This is a genomic window from Christiangramia aquimixticola, from assembly GCF_048285835.1.
Classification (GTDB): Bacteria; Bacteroidota; Bacteroidia; order Flavobacteriales; family Flavobacteriaceae; genus Christiangramia; species Christiangramia aquimixticola.
The window spans coordinates 181,488-199,672 of record NZ_JBLVTL010000004.1 but is presented as its reverse complement, the minus strand read 5'-3'; the positions used below and the strand labels follow the sequence as shown (position 1 = coordinate 199,672).

Sequence of the window (18,185 nt, the reverse complement as noted above, 5' to 3'; positions counted from 1 at the left end):
GAGGTAATTGAAGTTGTGGAAGATGAAGAGGAAGTAGAAGAGGATGAAATCCAGTCTACTGAGACTAATCTTGATGAGATCGTAGAAGTAGAAGAAGTTGTTGAGGCGCCGGAAGACGAAGAAGTAGCAGACGTTCCATTTGCGGTAATTGAAGATGTGCCGATTTTCCCAGGATGTGAAAATCTTAGCAACAACGATCAGCGTAAGAAATGTATGAGTGAAAAGATCAGTAAGTATGTGAACAAAGAGTTCGATACAGATCTTGGAGCTGAACTTGGACTAACCGGGATCAACCGTGTGATCGTTCAGTTTAGAATTGATGAAAAAGGTAATATTGGTCAGGTTAGAGCTCGTGCTCCACACCCAAGACTTGAGCAGGAAGCTGCAAGAGTTATCAATAATCTGCCTAAGATGAAGCCAGGGAGACAACGTGGTAAGCCGGTAGGAGTTATGTACTCGCTTCCAATTGCTTTCAAGGTACAGGATTAATAAAGATCTTTATAGAATATATAAATCCCGACATCTGTCGGGATTTTTTATTTTTGGGTAATTCCTATTTATGTATATTACATGCGTCAATCAACTGCTTCCAAGTTTATGAAGTATATCTTACTTCTTGTTTTTACCGTATTTAGTTTTAAAACCTTTGCTCAGGATGTTAATGCCTCCTCTGAAGTTTATCCGGAATTTGACGAATGTTCCAATATCGAATATGCGCAGCAAGCACAGTGTTTTAATAAAACCCTGATCTCCTTTATAAAATCGAATTTTAATATGCCACCGGTGGTTGCCGAAGAAAATTATTCAGGCCAGGTGACCATTATTTTTGAAGTAGATGAAGAAGGTAAGTTTCAGCTTATCTATATGGATTCAGCTTATGAAGAACTTAAGGAGGAAATTACAAGGGTCTTTGATGCCCTGCCTGTTTTAAAACCTGCAACCTACAATGGGAGGCCTATCCATATGCAATTCAGGATGCCTTTAAAAATACCAATGGCTACAATGGTTAGTATTCAGCCGGTAGAAGAAAAGGAGCAGTTGGTACTAAAGGAAAAGGAAAATGAGGTTGTGGCTTTAGAACCAAATGAATTGAGTGAATATGAAAGAATCAAAAGTGATGATTTCACTCAGCCTCGCTTTAGTAGCCAGATAAACATTCCGTTATCTCACGAATATTACAGCAGGTTCGATGCTCAGATTAATGAAATAGGTCTTAATTCTCATTCTGCCGTAAAACCTTTGATGTATAGTGAAGTAAATCCTTATTACGATTTTGAGGCGAACAGGAAGGAATTGATGCAGGATAGAAATACCTATGTCGGCCGTAAATTATGGAATGAGCATTTAGTAAGATTTCAAACAGAGGATTATTGGTTTACCATAGATCCTGGGTTTGATCTTCATATAGGGAAAGACTTCCAGCAAACTGAATATGAGTTGACATATAATAATACCCGGGAGCTGATCATTCAGGGTGGCCTGGGGAAAAAGTTCAATTTCTATTCGGTGATCTTTGAGAACCAGGGAAGATTTGCTCAGTATTATAATGACTTTGCTGAATCTATTCGCCCGGCCGGAGGTGATCCTGCTATAATCCCGGGAAGAGGGATTGCCAAGACTTTTATGAATGATGGGTATGATTATCCGGTAGCTGAAGGATACCTGTCCTTTACGCCTTCAGAATTTATAAATATCCAGTTTGGACATGGGAATAATTTTATTGGGGATGGTTACAGGTCGCTATTGTTAAGTGATAACCCTTCTCCTTATCCATATTTAAAACTGAATACTCAATTCTGGAAGATTAAATACACCAATACCTGGATGTCGCTTAGGGATGTTCGGCCTGCCGTGACAAATAGTGGATCCTTCCGAACTAAATATATCGCCAATCATTATTTAAGCTGGAACGTATCAAAAAGGTTGAATCTTGGCTTTTTTGAATCGGTGATGTGGGAGAATGATAATGAGCGGGGAATAGACCTAAATTATCTTAATCCAGTGATCTTCTACCGGGCTATCGAATTCGCCACCGGGGCTGATGGTGGGAATGCAATTATTGGTCTAACGGGGAAATACAAGATCTCGAATCAAATGTACACCTATGGGCAGTGGCTTATAGATGAGTTTTCTTCTACAGATGTTTTTGGTGGAGAAGGTAGCTGGAAAAATAAACTCGGCTTTCAGTTAGGGTTAAAATATTTCAATGCTTTTGGCGTGGATGATCTTTATCTGCAGGCAGAATATAATCAGGTTCGCCCATATACCTATTCCCATAACTCCATCACTCTTAACTATGGTCATAACAATCAATCCATGGCGCATTTATGGGGAGCCAATTTCAGGGAATTTATTGGGATCGCGAGGTATAAACAGGGTAGATGGTTTGGGAGTACTAAATTCATCTACGGGAAAAGAGGTTTTGATTTTAGTGAAACCGGGGAGTATTATGGTCAGGATATTTATAGAACTGAAGAGGATAGAGCTTTCGAAAGCGGTGTAAAAATTGGCCAGGGGAATACGACCAATTCATTTTATTCTGAGCTTGAAGCGGGTTATCTGGTGAATCCGGCTACCAATCTTAAGCTTTTTGCGAGTTTCATTTACCGGGATTTTAATCCGCAGGCCAAAACTGTGGCGAATTTCGAAAATTCCACCACCTGGATTAACTTCGGATTAAGGACAGATATCTTTAATTGGTATTTCGATTATTAAGGATTTTTGACGCCTGAAAATTAACATCTTGCCATCCTTGCCAAAACCTAATTAAGGAGTATCTTTGCCGAAGTTAAAAAAATAGCTTTTTGAGCAGCACTCGCGTACATAATCCAAACGCTTCCATACTTTCAGATTTCAAGGAAATTACCAAAATGAGACTTGCCATAAGTGTGGTCTTTTCCTCTGTGGCGGGTTATTTTCTGGGAGCAGATAATATAGATTTTGTAGTGGTTACTTTGCTGGCTGTTGGGGGATACCTGATGGTTGGAGCTTCTAATGCCTATAACCAGATCATCGAAAGAAATCTGGATGCATTGATGGACCGTACAAAAAACCGTCCGCTGCCTGCAGGTAGGATGACGGTTACTACTGCCTTTACTATTGCAAGTATATTCACAGTTCTTGGTTTGGTTGTATTGTATATAATCAATCCTAAAACAGCCATGTTTGGGGCGATAAGCATTTTTATGTATGTAAGCCTTTATACTCCCTTAAAAACCAAAACTCCGCTTTCTGTATTTGTTGGAGCTTTTCCGGGAGCCATTCCTTTTATGCTTGGCTGGGTTGCCGCAACCGGGAAATTCAGCATAGAACCGGGAACATTGTTTATGATCCAGTTCTTCTGGCAATTCCCTCATTTCTGGGCAATAGGCTGGTGGTTGTTTGACGATTATAAAAAAGGTGGATTCTTTATGTTGCCTACCGGGAAACGGGATAAGGGGACTGCAATTCAAATTGTGCTATACACTTGCTGGACTATTATGGTTTCTTTGATTCCTGTTTTTGGAGTTACCGGGAAATTATTCCTTACTCCGGTGTCTGGAGTTATAATTTTCTTATTGGGGCTGGGGATGCTGTATTATGCGATCAGGCTTTTTAAGGAGAAGACAGCAGGAGCTGCGAAAAAATTGATGTTTGCGAGCGTTTCATATATCACGCTCCTTCAAATAGTATATGTACTTGATAAATTTATACGAGAATGGATTTAACACAGGGCTCAGATAGAGCTAAACAAGCCAGAGCTAAAAAGATGATGCTGTGGTTCGGGATTATAAGCATGGCCATGACCTTTGCCGGATTGACCAGTGCTTATGTGGTAAGTAAGAACAGACCGGACTGGCTGACCAATTTTGAACTGCCGGTTTCCTTTCTTTGGAGTACACTGGTGATGGTAGCAAGTAGTGTTACTTTGATCATGAGTAAGAAAATGATTAGAAAGGGGAATCGCAGGAATGCCACTTCTCTTCTAATTGGAACTCTTATTCTGGCAATTTTATTCGTGGTTTTCCAGTTTTATAGCTTTTCTGAAATTGTTAGCCAAGGTTATTATTTTACCGGTAGCGAAAGCACGATCACGACATCCTTTATTTATGTGTTGGTATTGACCCATTTAGCCCACCTGGTTATAGGAATCATAGTGCTTTTGGTGTTAATTTATAACCATTTTAAACAACGCTATAACGCGGGGCAAATGCTTGGATTTGAGCTTGGTGCAACTTTCTGGCACTTTGTGGATATCCTGTGGATTTACCTGATTTTATTTTTATATTTCTTTAGATAATAAAAATGCGTATTTTTGCGCATCCTTTAACATTAAAACACTTCTATGGAGGCTACTGTTGTTAGAACAGGCACTGAAGGAAAAACCTGGGGTGGTGGTAACGATCCACTAAAAGCAAGTTACGGAAAAATGATGATGTGGTTCTTCATCCTTTCTGATGCTTTAACATTTTCAGGATTTCTTGCCGCTTATGGTTTTTCAAGATTCAAGTACATCGATTCATGGCCAATCGCTGATGAGGTATTTAATCACTTCCCATTTTTACATGGAGTAGATGCTCCTATGTATTATGTGGCGTTGATGACCTTTATTCTTATCTTTTCTTCTGTAACTATGGTATTGGCAGTGGATGCCGGTCACCATATGAAAAAAGGTAAAGTGACCATTTATATGTTCCTTACCATTATTGGAGGAATTATTTTCGTTGGTTCTCAGGCATGGGAATGGAAAAATTTTATAAACGGAACTTATGGAGCGGTAACCACAAAAGGTGGTAACATTCTTCAGTTTATCGATGCAGATGGTCATAGAGTCGCTTTAAGCGATGTGGCTGTTTCAATTCCTGGTGAGAGAGTTGAACATGAGGCTAACAATGGTATCTGGTTTGATTCCGGTGAAGGATTGCCTACATATAGTCTTGACGAGATCAAAGCAGGTTTTGCTGCAAATGATAATCTTTTTATCAGAACTCAAGAGCTTACTGAAGACGGAGAGAAAACCATACTTTCAAGAGATGAATCCATTGCCAAACTTAATAGGGAAGCAATAGGAACTATAGAAGGTGCTAACCTTACTCAAAATGAGTATGGTCACCCATTATTCGCAGACTTCTTTTTCTTTATTACAGGATTCCACGGTTTCCACGTTCTTTCAGGAATTATAATCAATATCATTATTTTCTTTAATGTGATCATAGGAACTTACGAGCGAAGAGGAAGTTATGAAATGGTAGAAAAGGTTGGTCTTTACTGGCACTTTGTAGACTTGGTTTGGGTATTTGTATTCACATTCTTTTACCTGGTTTAATTCTGAAATAAATTATTATGGCTCACGATACAACACACCATGGATCTGCAACTAAAAGGATCTGGACGGTTTTCGCAATACTTTCAATTGTAACTATTGCTGAAGTAATACTGGGAATTATAAAACCTGAATTTTTAACTCATACCATGTTCATTGGGATGAGACTTCTTAACTGGATATTCATTATCCTTACTATTTATAAAGCATATTATATCGCCTGGGCGTTCATGCACCTAGAGCATGAAACTAAAGGTTTAAGACGTTCTATTGTTTGGACGGGAATTTTCCTAATCAGTTATTTGATCTTTATTCTTTTGACTGAAGGTGGATATATATACGACGTTTATGATTCCGGTCATGTAGCCTGGGATTTCTAGTAAAAGTTAAATGCACAGGAAAAGACGGTTTTATGAAACCGTCTTTTTATTTTTGTAGCCCATAGTAATTGTGGATTTTCAGTTATGAAAAAATTTCTGGTACTCGGGATTTTATTTGCACTACCCATTACGGCATATCTGTTTTTTGCTTCTGGAAAGAACAACTTTGCCAAATTACCCATCCTTACCGAAAAGGTTGAGGATATAACAGCTTTCGAGACCAATACCGACAGCCTTCTTACCTTCGATGAACATATTAGCGTTGTAGCCTTTTTTGGTTCAGATCTTGAAAAGATAAAAGGAAACACTTTTAATCTTGATAAGAAGATCCTTGAAAAGTATTACAGCTTTAATGATTTTCAATTCGTCCTGGTTTTACCTTCTGAGACCAAAGAGGAAACCACAGCTTTTGTAGAAGAGTTCAAAAAGATAAGTGAATCTTCAAAATGGAAGATCGCTTATGGTTCTTCTAAAATGATAGATTCTGTGTTCTCAAGTTTTGAAACGCCTCATAAACTGGATCAAAACAGCTATTCTCCATATGTCTATATAATTGATAAGGACAGGAATCTAAGAGGAAGAGATGATGATGAAAGTCACGGAATGATATATGGGTATGATTCCCGTGATGTGGCAGAGCTTAATAATAAAATGAATGACGATGTTAAAGTGATCCTTGCGGAATACAGGCTGGCTTTAAAACGTAATAATCGTAAAAACAGATCTTAAGTTGAAGAATTATTCATACATAGGTATTTCTCTGGTTATTCTGATTTTTGGAATATTGTTTATTCCCAAGATCGTTGACCGGATAAGTAGTGAAGAAGTAGTTTCGTCTAACAGGCTTAACTCCGTTAGCGAAAAGACTAAAAAAAATACCGGAGAGCCATTGGCCTATCTGGAGCTGGATGGGGAAAGAAAAAAAGCACCGGAATTTGAGTTTATAGATCAGCATGGAGATACCATTTCCAATGAAGATTATAAAGGCAAAGTTTATCTGGTAGAATTCTTTTTTACTACCTGTCCTACCATTTGCCCTATCATGAATAAAAATTTGGTAGAGGTTCAAAATCAGTTTAAAGCTTCTGAAGATTTCGGGATCGCTTCTTTTACGATAGATCCTGCACATGATACTCCTGAAGTTCTTACTGAATATGCTAAAAACTACGGAATCACTTCAGATAACTGGCATTTGATGACTGGTGATGGAGAAAAAATCTACGAACTGGCTAATAAGGGTTTTGGAATTTACGCTGAAGAAGACGCTAATGCAGCGGGAGGATTTGCACACCAGGGGATGTTTGCACTTATAGATAAAGAAGGTTATATTAGATCGAGAACAGATCAATTCGGGAATCCGTTGATTTACTACAGAGGTTCTGTAGAAAGAAATAAAAGAGTGGCCGCCGGTGAGGAAGGACCGCAAATAGATATTTTAATTGAGGATATAAATAAACTACTTTGAAAAAGCTCATAAACAGTCAGGATAAGGTTGCAGTACCGGTTATTATTGGTCTGTCTATTGCTGTTCCCGTAATCGTGCTTATCCTAATGCTTTTGCCGGAACGTTATAATTTCCTAGGAACTTCCACTATGGCATTTCCGTTATTTCATGGAATTTTGAATTTTATGACCTCTATTCTGCTAATCATAGGATTCTATTTTATGCAGGCAGAGCGATATGTAGAGCATAGAAATACCATGATCTCGGCATTTGGACTTTCTGTGATCTTCCTTATAAGCTATGTGCTTTCCAAGATAAGCAATGAGCCGGTTCCTTATGGAGGTGAAGGCATCATGAGATATATCTATTTCTTTATCCTTATTACTCATATTGTGCTATCAGCGATCATTGTTCCTTTGGTGTTATTTACCATGTACAGAGGTTTAAGCGGAGAGTATGATAAACATGCTGCCATTGCCAAATGGACATTCCCAATCTGGTTCTATGTGGCTATCACAGGGGTATTGGTATTTTTATTTATGATGCCGTATTATTAGAAACGCTTGGGGATTGAAAATTCAATGCCGAATTTGATTTCGAAATGAAAAAGAGATTTTTAATCATATTCATCCTTTTAATGTTGATGCTTCCTGATACTGCGGAAGCACAATGCTCTATGTGTCGTGCGGTGCTGGAAAGTGAAGCCGATCAAAGTGCGGCCAAGGGAATCAATGACGGAATATTGTACCTGATGGTTTTCCCTTACCTGTTAATTGGCGGGATAGGCTATTTTATTTACCGCTCCCGGAAGAAAAGGAAAACCAATCCTTCTGAAAATTAGTTCTTCTCAATAGTCTTTTCTGTTTTCAGAATTTACCAAGTGACCTTTATAGGTCTTAAAAAACTTCTTCTTTTAGATTCCAGAATTTTTCAGGGTTAGGATGCTAATCGAATGCCTGACTAACTTTTATGGACGAAAAAATTTTCTAATCATCCTCTAATTTTAAGAATATCAATCCTTCTTTTCGTTATAAAAATAGGGGGTAAAAACTATAATTTTTCTCCGGGGGTGTAACAACCTATGTCTTTTCAAGACATATCATACAGAATTATATTATGAAGAATTATAGCTTTTTAATCTTACTAATCTTTTTCGGCGTGCAGTTACAGGCGCAGGAAAAAGAGTGGACACTTGAAGAATGTGTGAACTACGCACTGGAAAACAACATTCAGGTAAAACAAACGCAACTGGAACTTTCTCTGGCCGACATTGAGAGAAAAGATGCCATTGGAAATTTTATTCCCGGGATCAACGCTCAGGCATCCAATTCATGGAATACCGGTTTAACTCAAAATATAACCACCGGGATCCTGCAAAATCAAACCGTTCGTAACTTCTCTACAGGAGTAAGCGCGGGGATCACTTTGTTTGACGGGTTGAGAAATTTTAAACAATTACAAAGAGCTAAGCTTTCTAAATTAGCTGCGCAATATTCTCTGGATAAGATGAAAGATGATATTGCCCTGTTTGTAGCCGATGCATATTTACAGGTTCTTTTTAGTAAGCAAAATCTTGAAATTTTACAGGCACAGAACGAGGTAACTAAAGAACAGTTGCAACGTACCAAAGATCTGGTGGAAGCAGGTGTGTTGCCACAAGGTGATTTGCTGGAGATCAATGCTACTCTTGCCGATGAAAAGCAGAAAATGATCATTGCCAGAAATCAAATTCAAATCTCACTTATAGGTCTTGCTCAAACTTTGGGAATTAAAGATTACGAGAACTTCCAGATCGTAGACAGAGACTATGCAGTTTTTGGAAATGAGATCCTTAGTAATTCGGCTGAAGAAGTTATTGAAAAAGCAAAAGAAGCGAGATCTGAAATACGGATCGCTCAAACAAATAAAGAACTTGCCGAGCAGGATGTAGTACTTTCCAAAGGAGCTTATTATCCAACTCTTAATGCATTCTTTAATTATAATACCCGTGAGACAGGACAGGGAAGGATTACCGGAGCTGTACTGGACCCACAGGAGCCAACAAGACAAATAGGACTGGTTCAGGCTACTGAACAGATCGTGGTTGCTCCTAATACGATTCCAACTTTGGGTAGTCCGCTGCCTTTTATCGATCAATTATATCGTAATGATGGGATTAGTTATGGTTTCCAAATGAACATTCCAATTTTAAACGGATTCGCCACCAGAAACCAGGTGCAAAGAAGTGAGATCAATGTAAAGCGGGCAGAGTATCAACTGGAGCAGGCAGAGCTTGATCTGGAAGCAAACGTCTATCAGGCTTATATCGATGCTCAGGGTGCCTTTGAAGCTTATGAGGCCGCCTTGGTAGCTTCTGAAGCTCAATCGAAAGCCTTTGAATATGCTACTGAACGTTTTAATGTTGGATTGACCAATGCATTCGATTTTAGTCAGGCTAAGATCAGATTCGAGAATACACAAAGAGAGGCTCTTAGAGCTAAATACGATTATATTTTTAAACTAAAAGTTGTAGAACTTTATTTTGGAATTCCTGTGAGGGAATTAAAATTTTAGATAAATGAATAAAAAGAAACTTTTCATCATCCTTGGGATCGTCCTTGTTTTAATTATTGTTTTGGTAATTGGTAAAAAATCGGGATGGTTTGGGAATTCAGCGAATGTAAAAGAAGTTGAAATTACAAAAGTCGAACCTGTTGATATTACCGAAACTGTTTCTGCTACGGGAAAAATTCAGCCGGAAGTAGAAGTGAAATTATCATCAGAAGTTTCAGGAGAGATTATTGAATTACCCGTGGTGGAAGGACAGGCGGTTCAAAAAGGGGACCTTCTGGTTAGAGTGAATCCGGATATCTATCAGTCCAACGTGCAGCGTGCGAGAGCCAGCTATAGCAATGCCAAGGCGAATTATTCTCAAACCATGGCGGGATTAAAGCAGGCCGAAGCAGACTATAATCGTAACAAAACTTTATTCGAGAAAGGAGTTATTTCCAGAGCCGAATGGGATGGGATTATCTCCAATTACGAGATGGCTCAGGCCAATAAGGAATCCGCATATTATAATATGCAAAGTAGTGCGGCTACGGTAACCGAAGCTCAGGACAACCTAGGAAGAACCAATATCTATGCGCCAATGAGTGGAACTATCTCCAAACTTGATGCTGAATTGGGTGAAAGAGTTGTTGGAACGCAGCAAATGGCGGGAACCGAAATTCTACGTGTTGCCAACCTTGAGAACATGGAAGTTGAAGTTGACGTAAATGAAAATGATATTGTAAAAGTTGCTGTGGGAGATTCAACCATTGTTGAGGTGGATGCTTACCTGGGGAAAGAATTCCGTGGAATCGTAACCGAGATTAGCAATACTGCCGAGAACGAACTTACCACAGATCAGGTTACCAACTTTAAGGTAAAAGTTAGAATTCTAAAAGAATCCTATAAGGACCTGCTGGAAGGGAAGAAAGAAAATTATTCGCCATTCCGTCCGGGAATGACGGCAACGGTGGATATTATTACCAATAAAAGAACTCAGGTTATCGGGGTGCCAATCAGCTCTATTGTTATAAAAAGTGATACTACGGCGACTAAGAAAAAATTTGGTACAAGTACGGTGAAAGGTGATGATGAAAAATTTGAGTGTGTATTTGTAAAAGAGGGACAAAAAGCTAAACTTCGCGTCGTGGAAACGGGCATACAGGATGATTCTCAAATTGAGATCACCAAAGGATTAAAGGCAGGGGATATTGTGATCACCGGACCTTATAATACTGTTACAAAAAGCCTGGATCCCGGAGATGAAATTGAAGTTAAAAAAGCCGATTCAGAAGAAGAATCGGAGGATTAAAACCTGATAGATTTTGGCGATCATTCTATGTTTAGAGACGGCCACGACTAATTGCTCTGTAGGATTAGCGAAGGACGGGAAGATTATTTCCTTAAAGGAAGATAACAGCAAGGGATATTCTCATGCCGAGAAACTCCATGTATTTATCGAAGAGGTATTAAAAGAAGCCGGTCTAACCACCGGTGATCTTCATGCCATTGCGGTAAGCAAAGGTCCGGGTTCTTATACCGGCTTGCGCATTGGAGTCTCTGCCGCAAAAGGCCTGTGTTTCTCCCTGGAAATTCCTTTGATCTCTGTACCAACACTTGATTTGCTGGCAGGAAAACTAAAGGGTGAAGATGGAGTTTTAATCTCTATGTTGGATGCAAGAAGGATGGAAGTCTATTCTGCCGTTTATGATTCTCAATTGAATCAGATTAGAGACACCAAAGCACAGATCCTTGATGAAAATTCTTTCGAAGAATATCTAAAAGATTCAAAGGTTCATTTTATTGGGAATGGAGTGGCGAAATTCAGGGAAATAATTTCTTCTGAAAATGCTGTATTTCATGAGCAGGTTTTTCCTTCAGCTGTAGAAATGGCTGAAATCGCAGAACTAAAACACAAAAAAAGCGACACCGAAGATGTCGCTTATTTTGAGCCTTATTATTTAAAGGATTTTATAGCCGGTTAAGACCTTTCAATATTCTTTTCTCTTACCGTACCATTCATTTTAGTCTGGTCGTATAGATAAACGTCTCTCTGAGGATAAGGGATAGTCATTCCTGCTTCTTCAAGTCTTATCTTACCTTCCTCTATCATATACCAGTGAAGATCCCAGAAATCTGCTAATTCTGCCATATATCTTACAGAGAAGTTTACAGAGCTGTCCCCAAGTTCAGAAACAATGATTTGCGGAGCGGGATCTTTCAGGATCTTTTCCTGTTCCATCACCATATTGGTAAGAACTTCTTTGGCCTTCTTGATATCATCATCATAAGAGATTCCAAAAGTAAGGTTCTCTTTTCTGGTCTTATTAAAGCTATAGTTGGTGATGTTATCATTACTTAACTCTCCATTTGGGATTACCACACGCTGGTTCCCGAAAGTGTCCAGTTTGGTATAGAAAAGCGAGATCTCTACTACCGCGCCAGAAACTCCCTGAGCTTCGATCCAGTCACCAACTTTAAATGGTTTTAGAACGATTATAAGCACACCACCGGCAAGATTGGCCAATGATCCCTGTAGCGCCAGACCAATTGCCAGACCTGCAGCACCAATTGCAGCTACCAGAGAGGCACTTGCAACTCCAAGTTGAGTAATTACAAGCACGAACAATAAGATCTTCAATCCCCAGCTCGCAGCATTTATGGTAAAAGTTTCCAGAGTTGGGTCAAAATTCTCTTTGTCAAATAGCTTTTTTAGGTATTTGATGAAGAGTTTAATAACCCATAATCCCACGAATAATAAAACTAAAGCACCAATGAGCGTAGGCAAATAGTCTATAAACTTATTTGCATACTCTTTGGCAATTTCGCCATAGTTGTCCAATTTTTCCATTTGTTTTCTTTTGATTTTAATTAAGGAACCTATTCTAAAAAATTAGAGCTTAAATGTTGTTTAATTTATGTTAAACTTCTGAAAGTTGCTGTAAAGCCTCGACTTCTGAAATAATAGGTTTAGAACAGGTGCCCATCGTGCATATATAAATCAGATCTTCACCTTCTTTGTATCGCTGCTTCAAAATTGGTAATTCTGAAGGTTTTGAACTTCCGGCAAGGATTACATTGGGAAGATATTGTCTTTGAAAAGTTTCCAGTTTTTTTACCGAATTTTTACCGGATACAGCAACTTCATAAAAGTCATGGGTAAAATTAAGCAGTAGATCCAGCCAGTTGGAATAGGATTGAGGGTATTCTGAAATCTTTGGAAGAATGGTTCCAAGCATATTTTCAGCAACAGAGATCATCTCCATATTTGCCATTAACTGGCCCATTCTATAATAGTTTTTTGCCATGACCGAATTTGACGCAGGAATTACATTGTCACTAATTTCAATATTCCTGGTAACCAGTTTGCGGTCCTTACTTGAAGTAAAATAAAATAATCCGGAAGCCTCATCTAAAAAGTCCTGCTCTGCGATTTTAAATAGCTCCTCTGCTTTTTGAAGATAGAATTCGTCGAAATTGGCTTCATACAGATCCAGCAGGGCTTTGATCACAAAAGCATAATCTTCCAGATACCCGTTGATATGGCTACGACCATTTTTATAAGTATGCTGCAAAGTGTCGTTGTTCAGCCAAAGATGCTCCTCAATAAATTTGATTCCTTTAATAGCCCGCTCTAAGTATTCTTTGTTTCCAAATGCTTTGTAGGCTTCACAATATCCACTTATCATCATAGCGTTCCATGAGGTAAGGGACTTATCATCAAGGCCTGGTTTTACCCTTTTAGACCTGTGCGCAGCGAGAATATTTAAACAGTTTTCAATTTTTTCGTTCAATTCTGTAACCGAAATTTCATGGCTGGCTGCTATCTCTTCCTTCGGCTGAGTTCGAATTAATACATAGTTGCCGGCTTCCCACTTTCCAAAGGAATTGAAATTGAAGTAAGTGGAGAAAATTCTGAAATCTTCTCCAAGTAGTTTTTCCAGTTCAGCTTTGGTCCATACATAATAAGCGCCTTCCTCGCTAATACCTTTCTCGTTTTTACTATCGGCATCTAAGGCAGAATAGAATGCTCCGGAAGCGTCACTGAGTTCGTTATTTACAAAATTCAGCGTCTTTTCTACAACTTCCTTATACCATTCGTCTTTTGTAAGCTTATATAGTCTGGCATAGGATTCCACAAGCTGTGCATTATCATACAGCATTTTTTCAAAGTGAGGAACATGCCACTTTTCATCAACTGAATACCTCGAGAATCCGCCGGCCACAGGATCAAAAACTCCGCCCCAGGAGATCTTGTTAAAGGTGTGTTTACAATATTCCTGTAACTCCTGGTCCTGTGTCTGGTAAGCATATCTCAGGAGAAAATCATAATTGTTGGGCATCATGAACTTCGGACTTCTGTTATAACCGCCATTTTTATGATCGAAAGAACTTTTCCAGTTCTCCATAATATCCTTAAAAACCGAAGGCTCTAAACTCTGCTTGCTTCCTGCAGGTTCAATTAGATTGATCTGTTGTAATCCTTTTTCAAGTTTTTCTGCATACTCCAGTAATTTCTCTGGCTGAGTTTCATATAAATGGGATATCTGCGAAAGAGCATTTATCCATTGTTCTTTCCGGAAATATGTTCCGCCCCAAACAGGTCGGCCATCGGGGAGGGCTACGATATTCATGGGCCAGCCACCGGCACCGGTCATAACCTGTACGGCATTCATGTATACCTGGTCCACATCTGGCCTTTCTTCACGATCTACTTTTATATTGATGTAATTTGCGTTCATCACCTTTGCCACTTCGTGATCTTCAAAGCTTTCGTGCTCCATTACGTGACACCAATGACAGGCAGAATATCCCACGCTTATTAAAAGAAGTTTGTTTTCCTTTAAAGGCAGATCCAGGGACTCATCATTCCATGGATGCCAGTCAACCGGGTTGTAGGCATGCTGAAGTAAATAAGGACTGGTTTCATTAATTAAGGCGTTGGATTTATTGTTTTCCATTTAGTGGGCTGGTATTTATAAGTGTCTCCTAAAATACGAATAATGTGAGTCATTAAAAACCTTACTGCGCTTAGGCATTATGAATAAACCGGGAATTAGATAAGGATTAAAACCAAAAAATCCCTTTATAAAAAGGGATTTTTAAATTATCTAAGAAGGTTTCTTAACCGTTAACGGCCTCAACGTATTCAACTTTTCCTCGAAGCATGTCTCTTAGCATGGTTTCAATCCCACTCTTCAAGGTCATGGTAGAAGATGGGCAACCGCTGCAGGCACCCTGTAGAATTACTTTTACCGTTTTATTTTCTTCATTATAACTGTCGAATAATATGTTCCCTCCGTCACTTGCTACGGCAGGTTTAATATATTCATCAAGTATGGCTACGATTTGCTGTGAAGTGTCATCCAGATCTTCGTAACTCGGTTTGGCTTTTTCCTCTTCGGCAGTTTCAGTCGCAGATGGAGCGATGCTGTCTGCATTTAAAACTTCATTTCCATCTTCAATATAAGTACGGATGAATTCACGCAATTCCATGGTGATCTCATTCCAGTCGGCCATGTCATATTTTTGGATGGAAATATAATTTTCATCTATAAATACTTCTTTTACGAATGGGAAGTGAAATAATTTCTGAACCAATGGCGCATCTTTGGCATCATCGATATTTTTGAACTCTACAGATTGAATTACCAGTTTTTTATTCGCTACGAACTTCATTACTCCAGGATTCGGAGTACTTTCAGCGTACACGGTTACCGGGACTTTACCGGAGCTGGTAGCTTCTTGTTTGATAACCTCTCCGCCTTTATTCAAATAAGTCTCAATTTGATCGGCTACCTCTTTTTCTACATCTGCCCATTCTACGATATCATATTTCTCTATCGCAATAAAATTCTGGGCAATGTAAACTGTCTTTACAAAGGGTAAATAGAATAATTGCTGAGCCAGGGGAGACCTGGAAGCTTCATCTATATTCTTAAATTCAAAGTTCTCATGTCTGGTAAGAAACTTATCTGCTTCAAACTTAACAATTGATGGGGTTCCTGTTGGAACTATGTTGATATTGAAATCTTTCATCTCAAAAATTTTTGCAAAAATACTAAAGAAAATACGGTTAATACATATATTTATAGCCTTTATGAAAATTGGGGCTTTTACGAAAGGCTTCTTGCGGAAGCCAACACATTTTTCGGGGTGCTTCGGGTTGTTGGTGTCGATATTCTTAATACAGGGGCTATCTCTTAAAGCCCAGGAGGTCATTCCAACTTACTCAGATTATCTCGTGGATAATCTATACCTCCTTCATCCATCCATGGCAGGGGCTTCTAATTTTGACCAGCTGCGAATTACCGGAAGAACCCAGTGGTTCGACGTGGAGGATGCTCCAAACTTACAGACCTTTGGTTATAATAGACGAGTTGGTGAAAAAATTGGCTTGGGTGGCATAATTTTTCGTGATGAAAACGGAAATTATTCCAAAATTGGTGCCTATGGTACTTTTGCTTATCATCTTATGTTTTCCAGAAGTACTGCAGATCTCAATCAGCTTTCTTTTGGAATTAGCGGAGGGATCCTGCAACACCGGCTTGATGCCAGTGGATTCACTCGTTTTGATCCAATAATTGGTGCGAGCCAGTCAGATATTTTTGCTAATATGGACGTGGGTATTTCATATTACGTGAGGGACCTATATTTTCATTTTGCAGCAAAAAATATACTTACCGTAAAACGAGATCTCTTTTATTCTGACGCGGTTCCGGATAATATGCGGAAATACCTTTTTTCTGCAGGTTATGTTTTTGAATTAGACTGGAACAGTAACTGGAGTTATGAGCCTTCAATACTTTTGCAGGCCAGGGAGGCCACCAGTGAAATAGTTGTAGATCTCAATGCAAAAGCCTATTACCAATTGGATAATGGAAAATTATGGGGAGGGCTATCATACCGAAACAGTTTTGATGCTTCAGAATATTCTTCTGCAGGTGATGAGGTGAAAAGTGAACAACTTCGATATCTTACGCCTTTCCTTGGGGTGAATTATAATAGATTCCTGTTTGGTTATACTTTCAGCTACCAGTTGAACTCCCTTGTTTTAAGCAATAGTGGCTTCCATCAAATCACTTTAGGTTATAATTTTGGAGAGAGCAAGAAAAGATACGATTGTAAATGTCCTGCGATCAATAATTAGAATTCCAAAGTAGAAACCTTATAACCATTTTTATTGGCATTGATAATCTCCCTTAGCACATTGGGAGAAGTATTGGTATAAAATTCAGGTTCTTTATAAGTTTCAGTCCCGTTAAGAAGTGACGATTTAAATAAAATCGATTTGGTTTGTCTGGCAACTGCTTCACCCGAATCGATTATCTCTACATTTTCAGGTAAAATTTTTCTGAGAGCAGGAACCAGGTAAGGGTAGTGGCTACAGCCCAAAACAAGATAATCTATTTTCGCGGCAAGCATCGGCTTTAGCAAATCCTTTAAAAACTCTTGTGTTTCTTCAGAGTCCTTTTTCCCGGCTTCTATAAGTTCTACCAGTCCGTTTCCTTCAACTTCAATAACATTGATGTCCTTAGTATAAAGTTCTGAAGTTTCTGCAAAAAGCTGACTGGAAAGTGTTCCCCGTGTCGCCAGTATTCCTATGGCCTTATTGGCGCTTTTTAAAGCCGCTGGTTTTATCGCAGGTTCAATTCCAATAAAAGGGACGGGATAAGTGGATCTGAGTACTTTAATGGCATTTGTAGTGGCCGTATTACAGGCTACCACCACCAGTTTGCAATCCATGGAAAGCAATTTTTCTGTATTTTTTACAGAAAGGGAGATAATCTCTTCCTGAGTTTTGATGCCGTAGGGCGCATTTTTACTATCAGATAAATAGATCGTCTTTTCATTTGGAAGCAGGCTGTGGATCTCCTTCCATATAGAAGTGCCTCCTACGCCTGAATCAAAAATGCCTATGGGTCTGGGGTCATTCATATTTGTGTAAAAATAAAAACTGCGTACAAGTATGTACGCAGTTTAAACAATTTATTCAAAAAAGAATGATATTACATTCCTAATTCTTTCTTTACGTCTGGTAGTAAGTTATAACCATCAGCCAAAAGTACTCCTGTACCGGTAGTAGAATCCAATACATAGTCATAACCTTTTGCTCTGGCTACTTTCTGAATTGAGTTTCTAACTTTCTCAAGAATTGGTCTTAAAAGATCAGTTTCCTTCTTTTGAAGATCCTGACGCGCTTTTGCACTGTGTTCCTGGATTCTTCTCTGAGCAGCCTGTAATTCTGCAGCTCTCTTCTGGTTTTCCTCTTCAGACTTTGTATTAGCTTCGGCTTCGTAACGTTGCATGGTGCTTTGAGCTTCAGATAGCATATCTTTTATCTCTGCATCATATGTCTTTTCAAGTTTTTGAAGCTGATCCATGGCGCTTTTATACTCAGGTAATGACTGTACTAATTCCTGGGTTGCGATGTGTGCAACCTTGGACTGCGCATTTGTAAAAGCAGTAGCGCCAATCATTAATGCTAAAGCTATAAAAAGTGTTCTGAATTGTTTCATTGTAATCGTAG

General features: G+C 38.9%; 19 protein-coding genes. 14 read left to right on the top strand and 5 right to left on the bottom strand.

The window, feature by feature from the left end:
* The 13 genes from ACNKXV_RS10130 to tsaB all read left to right on the top strand — a co-directional run.
* Positions 1-489, top strand: a 489-nt coding sequence (locus ACNKXV_RS10130; protein ID WP_417907611.1) for an energy transducer TonB, incomplete at its 5' end; no start/stop codon positions are given.
* Positions 490-597: 108 nt separating this feature from the next.
* Complete coding sequence (locus tag ACNKXV_RS10125; RefSeq protein WP_417907610.1) at positions 598-2,715, top strand: gliding motility protein RemB; 2,118 nt, start codon at positions 598-600, stop codon at positions 2,713-2,715.
* Positions 2,716-2,804: 89 nt separating this feature from the next.
* Complete coding sequence (gene cyoE / locus ACNKXV_RS10120) at positions 2,805-3,707, top strand: heme o synthase (RefSeq protein WP_417907609.1); 903 nt, start codon at positions 2,805-2,807, stop codon at positions 3,705-3,707.
* Positions 3,698-4,279 carry a cytochrome c oxidase subunit 3 gene (locus tag ACNKXV_RS10115; protein ID WP_417907608.1) on the top strand — a complete coding sequence of 194 codons (582 nt, stop codon included), beginning with the start codon at positions 3,698-3,700 and terminating at the stop codon, positions 4,277-4,279. Before cyoE ends, ACNKXV_RS10115 begins: the two co-directional genes overlap by 10 nt.
* Before the next feature lie 45 nt (positions 4,280-4,324).
* Positions 4,325-5,305 (top strand): cytochrome c oxidase subunit 3, encoded by a 981-nt coding sequence (locus ACNKXV_RS10110; RefSeq protein WP_417907607.1) that lies wholly within the window; start codon positions 4,325-4,327, stop codon positions 5,303-5,305.
* A 17-nt stretch (positions 5,306-5,322) separates the two neighbouring features.
* Complete coding sequence (locus tag ACNKXV_RS10105; protein WP_417907606.1) at positions 5,323-5,682, top strand: cytochrome C oxidase subunit IV family protein; 360 nt, start codon at positions 5,323-5,325, stop codon at positions 5,680-5,682.
* A gap of 84 nt (positions 5,683-5,766) precedes the next feature.
* Positions 5,767-6,411: a hypothetical protein gene (locus ACNKXV_RS10100; RefSeq protein ID WP_417907605.1), complete on the top strand. Its 645-nt coding sequence runs from the start codon at positions 5,767-5,769 to the stop codon at positions 6,409-6,411.
* A gap of 1 nt (position 6,412) precedes the next feature.
* A complete protein-coding gene (locus tag ACNKXV_RS10095) occupies positions 6,413-7,147 on the top strand; it encodes an SCO family protein (protein WP_417907604.1) in 735 nt (244 codons plus the stop codon).
* Positions 7,144-7,683, top strand: a complete 540-nt coding sequence (locus ACNKXV_RS10090) for a DUF420 domain-containing protein (RefSeq protein WP_417907603.1) — start codon at positions 7,144-7,146, stop codon at positions 7,681-7,683. Before ACNKXV_RS10095 ends, ACNKXV_RS10090 begins: the two co-directional genes overlap by 4 nt.
* A gap of 44 nt (positions 7,684-7,727) precedes the next feature.
* The gene (locus ACNKXV_RS10085) at positions 7,728-7,967 is read left to right on the top strand and encodes a hypothetical protein (RefSeq protein ID WP_417907602.1); all 240 of its coding nucleotides are present in this window, start codon (positions 7,728-7,730) and stop codon (positions 7,965-7,967) included.
* Between the two features lie 275 nt (positions 7,968-8,242).
* Positions 8,243-9,679: a TolC family protein gene (locus tag ACNKXV_RS10080; protein WP_417907601.1), complete on the top strand. Its 1,437-nt coding sequence runs from the start codon at positions 8,243-8,245 to the stop codon at positions 9,677-9,679.
* Positions 9,680-9,683: 4 nt separating this feature from the next.
* Positions 9,684-10,967 carry an efflux RND transporter periplasmic adaptor subunit gene (locus ACNKXV_RS10075; protein WP_417907600.1) on the top strand — a complete coding sequence of 428 codons (1,284 nt, stop codon included), beginning with the start codon at positions 9,684-9,686 and terminating at the stop codon, positions 10,965-10,967.
* A 13-nt stretch (positions 10,968-10,980) separates the two neighbouring features.
* Positions 10,981-11,640, top strand: coding sequence for a tRNA (adenosine(37)-N6)-threonylcarbamoyltransferase complex dimerization subunit type 1 TsaB (gene tsaB / locus ACNKXV_RS10070; protein ID WP_417907599.1), 660 nt, complete (start codon positions 10,981-10,983; stop codon positions 11,638-11,640).
* Here tsaB and ACNKXV_RS10065 read toward each other — a convergent pair.
* The 3 genes from ACNKXV_RS10065 to ACNKXV_RS10055 all read right to left on the bottom strand — a co-directional run bounded on the left by ACNKXV_RS10065 (position 11,637) and on the right by ACNKXV_RS10055 (position 15,694).
* The gene (locus ACNKXV_RS10065; RefSeq protein ID WP_417907598.1) at positions 11,637-12,506 is read right to left on the bottom strand and encodes a mechanosensitive ion channel family protein; all 870 of its coding nucleotides are present in this window, start codon (positions 12,504-12,506) and stop codon (positions 11,637-11,639) included. The two genes, tsaB and ACNKXV_RS10065, sit on opposite strands and share 4 nt — an antisense overlap.
* Before the next feature lie 70 nt (positions 12,507-12,576).
* Complete coding sequence (locus ACNKXV_RS10060; RefSeq protein WP_417907597.1) at positions 12,577-14,616, bottom strand: thioredoxin domain-containing protein; 2,040 nt, start codon at positions 14,614-14,616, stop codon at positions 12,577-12,579.
* Positions 14,617-14,779: 163 nt separating this feature from the next.
* On the bottom strand, positions 14,780-15,694 hold the full coding sequence (locus ACNKXV_RS10055; protein ID WP_417907596.1) for a NifU family protein: 915 nt from the start codon (positions 15,692-15,694) through the stop codon (positions 14,780-14,782).
* A 133-nt stretch (positions 15,695-15,827) separates the two neighbouring features.
* Between ACNKXV_RS10055 and ACNKXV_RS10050 the strand changes: the two genes are divergently transcribed.
* Positions 15,828-16,805 (top strand): PorP/SprF family type IX secretion system membrane protein, encoded by a 978-nt coding sequence (locus ACNKXV_RS10050; RefSeq protein ID WP_417907595.1) that lies wholly within the window; start codon positions 15,828-15,830, stop codon positions 16,803-16,805.
* Here the strand turns inward: ACNKXV_RS10050 and murI are convergent.
* Together murI and ACNKXV_RS10040 are read right to left on the bottom strand one after the other, a co-directional pair.
* Positions 16,802-17,593 carry a glutamate racemase gene (gene murI, locus ACNKXV_RS10045; RefSeq protein ID WP_417907594.1) on the bottom strand — a complete coding sequence of 264 codons (792 nt, stop codon included), beginning with the start codon at positions 17,591-17,593 and terminating at the stop codon, positions 16,802-16,804. The genes ACNKXV_RS10050 and murI overlap by 4 nt on opposite strands.
* A 71-nt stretch (positions 17,594-17,664) precedes the next feature.
* Positions 17,665-18,174, bottom strand: a complete 510-nt coding sequence (locus ACNKXV_RS10040; protein ID WP_417907751.1) for an OmpH/Skp family outer membrane protein — start codon at positions 18,172-18,174, stop codon at positions 17,665-17,667.
* Positions 18,175-18,185 lie beyond the last annotated feature (11 nt).

What these genes read in the sequence shown, in the direction of transcription:
- ACNKXV_RS10125 (WP_417907610.1), top strand. Translation starts at nt 598, where the DNA reads ATGAAGTATATCTTACTTCTTGTTTTTACCGTATTTAGTTTTAAAACC.
- ACNKXV_RS10115 (WP_417907608.1), top strand. Translation starts at nt 3,698, where the DNA reads ATGGATTTAACACAGGGCTCAGATAGAGCTAAACAAGCCAGAGCTAAA.
- ACNKXV_RS10110 (WP_417907607.1), top strand. Translation starts at nt 4,325, where the DNA reads ATGGAGGCTACTGTTGTTAGAACAGGCACTGAAGGAAAAACCTGGGGT.
- ACNKXV_RS10105 (WP_417907606.1), top strand. Translation starts at nt 5,323, where the DNA reads ATGGCTCACGATACAACACACCATGGATCTGCAACTAAAAGGATCTGG.
- ACNKXV_RS10100 (WP_417907605.1), top strand. Translation starts at nt 5,767, where the DNA reads ATGAAAAAATTTCTGGTACTCGGGATTTTATTTGCACTACCCATTACG.
- ACNKXV_RS10085 (WP_417907602.1), top strand. Translation starts at nt 7,728, where the DNA reads ATGAAAAAGAGATTTTTAATCATATTCATCCTTTTAATGTTGATGCTT.
- ACNKXV_RS10080 (WP_417907601.1), top strand. Translation starts at nt 8,243, where the DNA reads ATGAAGAATTATAGCTTTTTAATCTTACTAATCTTTTTCGGCGTGCAG.
- ACNKXV_RS10075 (WP_417907600.1), top strand. Translation starts at nt 9,684, where the DNA reads ATGAATAAAAAGAAACTTTTCATCATCCTTGGGATCGTCCTTGTTTTA.
- ACNKXV_RS10065 (WP_417907598.1), bottom strand. Translation starts at nt 12,506, where the DNA reads ATGGAAAAATTGGACAACTATGGCGAAATTGCCAAAGAGTATGCAAAT.
- ACNKXV_RS10060 (WP_417907597.1), bottom strand. Translation starts at nt 14,616, where the DNA reads ATGGAAAACAATAAATCCAACGCCTTAATTAATGAAACCAGTCCTTAT.
- ACNKXV_RS10055 (WP_417907596.1), bottom strand. Translation starts at nt 15,694, where the DNA reads ATGAAAGATTTCAATATCAACATAGTTCCAACAGGAACCCCATCAATT.
- murI (WP_417907594.1), bottom strand. Translation starts at nt 17,593, where the DNA reads ATGAATGACCCCAGACCCATAGGCATTTTTGATTCAGGCGTAGGAGGC.
- ACNKXV_RS10040 (WP_417907751.1), bottom strand. Translation starts at nt 18,174, where the DNA reads ATGAAACAATTCAGAACACTTTTTATAGCTTTAGCATTAATGATTGGC.